The 7,400-nt window shown below is 52.9% G+C and carries 6 protein-coding genes; 4 read left to right on the top strand and 2 right to left on the bottom strand.

Translation table 11 applies throughout. The features are described 5' to 3' along the window. Positions 1-111: 111 nt before the first annotated feature. Entirely contained in the window at positions 112-1,440 is a 1,329-nt protein-coding gene (locus tag LJE94_07390; protein ID MCG6909934.1) for an inositol-3-phosphate synthase, read from the top strand. Next, complete coding sequence (locus LJE94_07395) at positions 1,437-2,171, top strand: NTP transferase domain-containing protein (GenBank protein MCG6909935.1); 735 nt, start codon at positions 1,437-1,439, stop codon at positions 2,169-2,171. The genes LJE94_07390 and LJE94_07395 overlap by 4 nt, the downstream gene beginning before the upstream one ends. On the opposite strand, the gene LJE94_07400 is transcribed toward LJE94_07395, so the two are convergent. Further along, entirely contained in the window at positions 2,172-3,209 is a 1,038-nt protein-coding gene (locus LJE94_07400) for a CDP-glycerol glycerophosphotransferase family protein (protein MCG6909936.1), read from the bottom strand. Positions 3,210-3,262: 53 nt separating this feature from the next. Between LJE94_07400 and LJE94_07405 the strand changes: the two genes are divergently transcribed. Beyond that, positions 3,263-5,062, top strand: coding sequence for a hypothetical protein (locus tag LJE94_07405; protein MCG6909937.1), 1,800 nt, complete (start codon positions 3,263-3,265; stop codon positions 5,060-5,062). Here LJE94_07405 and LJE94_07410 read toward each other — a convergent pair. Further along, positions 5,059-6,156, bottom strand: coding sequence for a glycosyltransferase family 4 protein (locus tag LJE94_07410; GenBank protein MCG6909938.1), 1,098 nt, complete (start codon positions 6,154-6,156; stop codon positions 5,059-5,061). The two genes, LJE94_07405 and LJE94_07410, sit on opposite strands and share 4 nt — an antisense overlap. Before the next feature lie 138 nt (positions 6,157-6,294). Between LJE94_07410 and LJE94_07415 the strand changes: the two genes are divergently transcribed. Continuing rightward, positions 6,295-7,400, top strand: a 1,106-nt coding sequence (locus LJE94_07415; GenBank protein MCG6909939.1) for a glycosyltransferase, incomplete at its 3' end; no start/stop codon positions are given.

Raw genomic sequence — 7,400 nt, forward strand, 5'->3', positions numbered from 1 at the left:
ACCTCAGCGTTGCCATACGGTCAACAGTTGGAAACTTGAAATTCGCCCCCGGCGACAAGCCGGGATGAATCCGATAAGTAGGTAAGAAATAATAATTTCAAGGAGAGAGCAATGCCGATTACGATTAAAAGCAAACCAGAAAAACTTGGTGTATTGATCCCCGGGATGGGGGCCGTTGGAAGCACCTTTATTGCCGGAGTCGAGTTGATAAAAATCAAAAAGGCAAAGGCCATTGGTAGTTTAACGCAAATGGGAACTATCCGCTTGGGAAAAAGAACCGATGACCGCTCTCCTGTTTTAAAAGATTTTCTGCCGATTTCTCAACTGGGGGACCTGGTGATGGGCGGTTGGGATATTTTTGAAGACTCGGTTTACGAAGCCGCTAAAAAAGCCAGCGTGCTGAAAGATGCGCACATAGAAATAGTCAAGGACAAGCTGGAAGCCATCAAACCGATGAAGGCCGTTTTCGACAGGAATTACGTCAAAAATTTGGATGGGCCCCACACCAAAAGCGCCAAAACGAAAATGCAGCTGGCTGAAATGCTCATCGATGATATCAAGGCGTTCATGCAACAAAACAATCTTCTGGAAGCCGTCATGATTTGGTGCGGTTCAACCGAAGTCTATGCGGAACCCCACGAAGTCCATGATTCACTGGCGTCCTTCGAGAAGGCGATGCGGGAAAATCATCCCGCCATTGCGCCCAGCATGATCTATGCCTATGCCGCCCTCAAAATGAACGTGCCGTTCGCCAACGGCGCCCCGAACCTTACCTCGGACATTCCGGCTCTGATAGAGCTCGCAATGCAAAAAAAGGTGCCCATCTGTGGAAAGGATTTCAAGACAGGTCAAACCCTGATGAAAACGATTGTTGCGCCCGGGTTGAAATCGAGAGCCCTTGGAATAAAGGGCTGGTTCTCGACAAACATCCTCGGCAATCGGGATGGCGAAGTCCTCGATGACCCCGGCTCGTTTAAAACGAAAGAAGTCAGTAAGCTCGGCGTCTTTGATTCGATTCTTCAACCCGAAAAAAATCCGGATTTATACAAAGACCTGTATCATAAAGTGAGAATCAATTATTATCCCCCGCGGGGCGACAACAAAGAGGGCTGGGACAATATCGATATTTTCGGCTGGCTTGGATACGATATGCAAATCAAGATCGACTTCCTGTGCAAAGACAGCATCCTCGCTGCGCCTATCGTCCTCGACCTGATCCTCTTTTTAAATCTTGCGCAGAGAGCCGGCTTTTCGGGGATTCAGGAATGGTTGTCCTTTTATTTTAAAAGTCCCATGCACCTTCCGGAGCTGTATGCAGAACACGATTTGTTCGTTCAACTCGCAAAACTCAAGAACACGCTGAGGTTTATGATGGGAGAAGATTTGATCACGCACCTGGGCCTCGATTATTACGACATGGGAATCGAAGAAAAGGAATGAAAGCCGTTATCATCGCCGCCGGCTGTGGGAGCCGCCTGATAGAAAAGCATCAGGGGCTTCCCAAATCTTTGCTGGAAATATCCGGCAAGAGAATCATCGACGACATCATTTCAAAAATTTATCGATGCGGCATACCACACATAATTGTCGTAACCGGCTTCAAACATGAGCTTCTCGAATCCGGACTGGACAATTACAGGCAGACCGGCATCAAAATAGAATTTGTCTATAACCCCGAGTGGCGGAAAGCGAACGGCATTTCAATATATTGCGCCAAAAAGAAAATTTCTCCAAACGAGGAATTTATCCTGCTGATGAGCGATCACATATTCGACAGGCAGATGTTGAATACGATCGCCAACACCAAAATCGGTCCCACCGAAGCCGTGCTGGCCTTGGATTTTAAAATCGATCGGATTCCGGATCTCGACGACGGGATGAAGGTACAGTGCACGCGGAGAGATAACGAGCTCTTTGAAATCCATCGGTTCGGGAAAAAATTGAATCGGTATTCCGCTATCGACACAGGAATTTTCAAATTTAATTACGGTTTTTTTAAAACCCTGGAGGAAACCATTCGTGCGGGAAAAGACTCGCTGTCGGATTCCTGCAACACCCTTTCGCAAAAAGGCGACATGCTTGGCCTGGATATCGGCGAACAGTTGTGGCTGGACATCGATACCCCCAGTATGATGGCTGAAAAAGAAATTATAGACGAGATATTTCTCTAGCTACCGCAGTCGATAGTATCTCATGCGGCGGCGAATTTTAATCTTACGCCAAACGTTCGGCGGCTTGGCCTTCAATCTTCCCTTGTATTGATCGATGAACCGGTCGGCTGCATCCAGAACACGCTCGCTCGACATCCCATCGTCGTAAGGATGGTTCATACGGATAAATTCATCGGCGTGGCGTTTCATATCCCCGGCGTCGTTGAGTGCAGCACCAATGGCCCCCTCGAGTTCGCTGGTGTGCAAAACGTTCAACAGATAAGGACCCGGCGAAGAGTTTCTGAACGTAACCACCGGTTTGCCAAGCAGCAGGAACTCGGCCACAACCGACGATTCGTCGGTCAACATAACGTCGGCGGCTCGCAGACAGGGCAGAATATCGGGATCCTCCACGAATGTTAAGTCCCGGCATTCCATCCGTCGGTACATATCGACAATCCCTTGATCCATCAGCGGATGAACTTTAATGAGCCAATGGTACCTGCCTTGAGCCGCCATGCTCCGGATGGTTTCCGCAAGCGCCGGTGCCGAGGTGAAAGCGGGGCTGAATGTCGGGGCGTACAAGATGACAGGCTTGTTCACTGCGGATGTTTTTTCACGGTCGGTTGCCGACGCGGACCGAAAAAGCGCATCGACCTTTGGCCAACCGGTTTGCACTACTCTGAAATACCGGTAGCGCTCGGCCAACTCCTGAAATGGAAGCGTTGTTGCCGGACCGTGAGTGCAATACAGATCGAAAAGACCTCTGATCCTGAAATGGCCCTTCTTCCAGATGCCCAACCCGTGAAAAACCTGAACCTTGATGCCCGGGAAAAAATCAGGAACCCACGTTCCCGGCACAAACACCGCCCTGGGATTGAACCTTTTGACTTCATCTACGGAATGTAATAAAAGCTCGTCAGGTTTCAGCAGAGAAGGGTTCAGACCGTGCAGGAACCAGGCGGCCACCCCTCCCCGGCGACGGATAGCCGCCTGCAGGGGCCTGAGGATTGAAAACGAATAGGCCACATTCAAAAACAGGAGATAATCTTCGGACATCGGCTCCGCCTAAATCGGATGTTGATATTGTCGACCTGTAGACGCCAAGGAATATGTCAGAGTCCACGGGGCGTGTCAAGATACAGGCAGCCGGAGCCCGGGGGTATGGGAAAACCGTCTCGGATGCCATGATCGAAACGACATACAAAGGCTGGCGCGTTCTTTTTAATGGCGATGAGTCCCTTTACGGGCTCATGGATGACATCATCAACCATCGCCTGCAGGGACATGTATCCGCAGAACTCAAGAACAATCAAAGGAGCCGTGTCTACCTGATATCCTTTCAAGGTCAAAAGGCGGTCCTCAAGCAGCCCCGCGAAAAAAACACCAGAAAATGGATCCGCTTTACGACCCTGTATCGCCGGGGGGAAGCGTTTAAAGCCATCCAAAACCTGGAGCGGCTGCGCGGGTTCGGTTTAGAGGCCAACCAGCCCTTCATGGCTATTGAAAAACGCCGGATGGGCATGGTGGTTGACTCCTGGCTGCTCTACGAGTTCAAAGCCGGCAAGGCGTGCGACCGGACCCACTACCCTTCGATTGTCGGCCAGCTGAAAGCGCTTCACGACCGCAACCTGCTGCACGGCGACGCCCACCTGGAAAACTTTCTGATGACCGACAAGGGTATCATCACCATCGATGCCAATCTCAAGCGCCCCATATTTGGAGCTGCCTCCAAATATTACGAATTGCTCTATCTAAGACACAGCGCGCCGGGCATCGAAAAGTATTTCCGTATTCCGCCGAACAGCCCGTCTTATCGCCTGGCCCGAATCTACAGCAAGATCTACTGGTCCTGGCGGGCAAGCAAGAAGAGAAGGCGCCAAAAACGCAACCGAAACCTGCGTATCCTGATCATCCGCTTGAGCTCAATCGGCGACATCATCCTGACCACCCCTGTATTGCAGGCGCTTAAAAGCGAATACCCCGATGCCGAGATCCACTTTCTGGTCATGGACACGTACCAAGACGCCATCAGCGGAAGCGCCGAAATCGACAGGCTGATTGTATTCCCAAAAGAAAAATACCGCGGGATCAGGGGCATATATCGCTTTTCCCGCTCTCTGGCAGGCACCCGCTATGACCTGATTGTCGACCTGCACGCCAAGATCCGCTCCAGGCTGATCAGCCTTTTTGTGGGCGGCAGGGTTCTGCGATACAAAAAGCGACGCCTGTGGAAATCTATTCTCGTTCCCCTGGGCCTGACGCGCTACCATGTCGACGATACGATCGTAGCCAGCTATTTTAAGCCTTTGGAAAAAATAAGGGTTTTCCCGTCGGAAGAGCCTTTGACCTTCCACTTCAGCCCGGCGGATCTCGAAAGGGTGCTGCCCTACCGGGACGCCGTTGTCATGGCGCCCGGGGCGGCTAACCGCACCAAGCAGTGGCCGGCGGAAAACTTTGCCGCTTTGGGCGGGCTGCTGAAAGAGCCTGTCCTGCTGATCGGCGGAAAGCAGGACCGGGAAACATGCCGGCAGATAAGCGAACGCATCGGAGGCAGCTGCACAAATCTGGCCGGCCGGTTGAGTCTGAAAGAGAGCGGCGCCCTGATTTCACTTTCAAAATTCGTTGTGTCCAACGACTCGGCGGCGTTTCACATGGCCAGAAGCACAGGCCAAAAGGTCTTTGTGATTTTCGGCCCTACCGACCCGGGCATGTTCACCTATGACGACAAGGCGGTTCTGATCTATGCCGGCACCCCCTGCTCCCCCTGTTCTCTGCACGGGGACAGGGTTTGCCCCCAAGGCCATTTCGACTGCATGCATCTCTTGACGCCGGAAATCGTTTACCGGGCCATACAGAGGGCAACGGGTCAGCTGCCTCCGGCAGAGCCGGTGGCCTATGAAGGAAGTTAGCCGCGCTGTTTTTGAATGGCCTGTCTGAAAAACGCCTCCAGCTTTTCCAGCATGATGTCTTCCGAGAATTTCTCTTGAATGGTATGGCGGGCCTGCTGCTGCAGGGATGTTCGCAGATGTCCGTCTTCCACCAGCGACAGCAGGCCTTCGTATAGTTTATGCTCATCGCCGCTGGGAACCAGCCATCCGTTGACCCCGTGTTTCACCATCTCGGGAATACCCCCCGCGTCGGTGGAGACTACCGGCCTGCCCGCAGCAAGGTACTCCACCACGGTGTTGGGGAATCCTTCGAACAGTGACGAACAGACGGCGATGTCGTATGAGGCGGCGATCAGCATTGGATCGGAAGCATAGCCTCCGAACACGACGCTGTCGCTCACATGGAGTTCTCTTGCCAGGGCCTCCAGGCCCCGGCGCTCTCCCCCCTCGCCGGTCACCACAAGACGGCAATGGGGATGCTGTCGCCACAGGCGGGCAAACGCGCGGATCAGGGTATCCACGCCCTTTACCCTGGAAAGCTGCGTTGTAATGCCGATCACGAGCGCCTCTTTTTGAATGCCCCAGATCGTCCTTTGCCGATCTCTTTGAATGGCGGGGATTTCGCGATAATTTCTACCGTTGTATATGGTCGTAAACATGGAGCCATCCAGCCAGCCAGCCCGTTTCAGGGCATTGTCGCGGATCAGGTTGCAGGGTGTTATGCACCTGTCCACCAGCAGCCGATGGTGCCATTTGACACGCCACTTCTCGTTGAAATCGTCTTCCCGGCCGACCCGGCGGATGTTCGGGATGCCGCTCAGCCGGCTGGCCAGACCGCCGGCCATGACCTCTTTTTCGATGTTCGTCACCAGCAAATCGATACGGTTGCGCACAATGAGCCGCCAGATAAACAGCACCATGTATGGGTTGTAATCCATGCCCAGTTTTTTGGGTATGATTCTCAGCTTTCGAGAGGCCGATTTGACAAACCGGCCGTTGGGATGGGCCATAATCCACACCTGGTGCCCTTTGCGCTCCAGCCCCAGAGCCGTCTGATTCATCCAGTTGGTCACGCCGCCCCAGTTTTTTTTTGACGACAGATAGAGTATTCTCATAGCCGGCAGTGCTCTGCTAATCCCGTTGATTCAACAAACGAATTATGCTAACTTCTTCCACGGTCGCCGTCGCTGCCGGCGGCCGGTGAAGGCAGTCGAGGCATCGTATTTTAGTGGTTGGTCCATCGGAGGATGGCATTGAAAACAGTTCTTATTCTGGCCGTTCATTTCCCCCCCTCGGGGGGGGTCGGTGTCATCCGCACGTTGAAGTTCACCCAGTACCTGCCCTGTCACGGGTGGAAACCGGTCGTTGCGACCCTGCCGGAAAAGGCGACCAAACGGGTTGTCGACGACTCCCTTCTGTCGGAAATCCCTCCCGAAACAGAGGTCTATCGCCCCTTTTTCTACGATTACCGCAAAATCATAGGCGGCGACATCGACCGGCTGTTGAAGCCCCTTCTGGATCGCATTCATTTTCCCGACAAATATGTCCAGTGGAACCGTTTCGCCTTCAAGTACCTATCGAAAAAGATTCTGCCTTTTTCAAAAATCGACCTGATATACACCAGCGTCGGTCCCCACTCGACCATGCTTCTGGCCCACAGGCTTCACCGAAAATTCCACATCCCTTTTGTCGTAGACCTCAGGGACCCCTTCTCATTCAGTCAATATAACCTACTGGAGACGCGGAAATCAAGTCAATCAAAGGCTGAAAAAATCGAGCGCTTCGTTTTCAAAGATGCCGCCCACATCATCAACGTTTCGCGCTTGTGGAAAGAGAAATACGAGCGTCTGCACCCGGATATCGCCTCCAAATCGAGCCTCATCCACAACGGCTACGACGAGGCCGACTTCGACTTCCCGGAACAAAGTGAAAAAAACGACGTTTTTACCATCGGCTACAACGGCACCTTCAGCAGGCTCGCCCCGCTGGAGCCCCTCCTGTCCGCCATGGCGGACATCCACCAAAACGACGGCGCCTCCATTCGTTTGAATATTGCCACACCCATGTCGAAACGCAAATTGACAAGCCGTTTTCCGTACCTGTTCGAAAATGGCCTGATCGAATTTAAAGGCTTTCTGCCGCATGCCGAAAGTCTGCGATACCTCCGGCGCTCGGATGCGACCGTGCTGATCTTAAACGACCTGGCTGCCACCGAGGGCATGATACCGGCCAAAACCTTCGAGTACCTGAGAATCGGGAAGCCGATCCTGCTGCTCCACCGGAAGAATGGTCACCTCTCCGAAATTATAGAAAAAACCAAAACCGGCCTGAGCGTCGACATATCCGACCGGGAAGCGGT

The sequence above is a fragment of the Deltaproteobacteria bacterium genome (genome assembly GCA_022340465.1).
Taxonomy (GTDB): Bacteria; Desulfobacterota; Desulfobacteria; order Desulfobacterales; family B30-G6; genus JAJDNW01.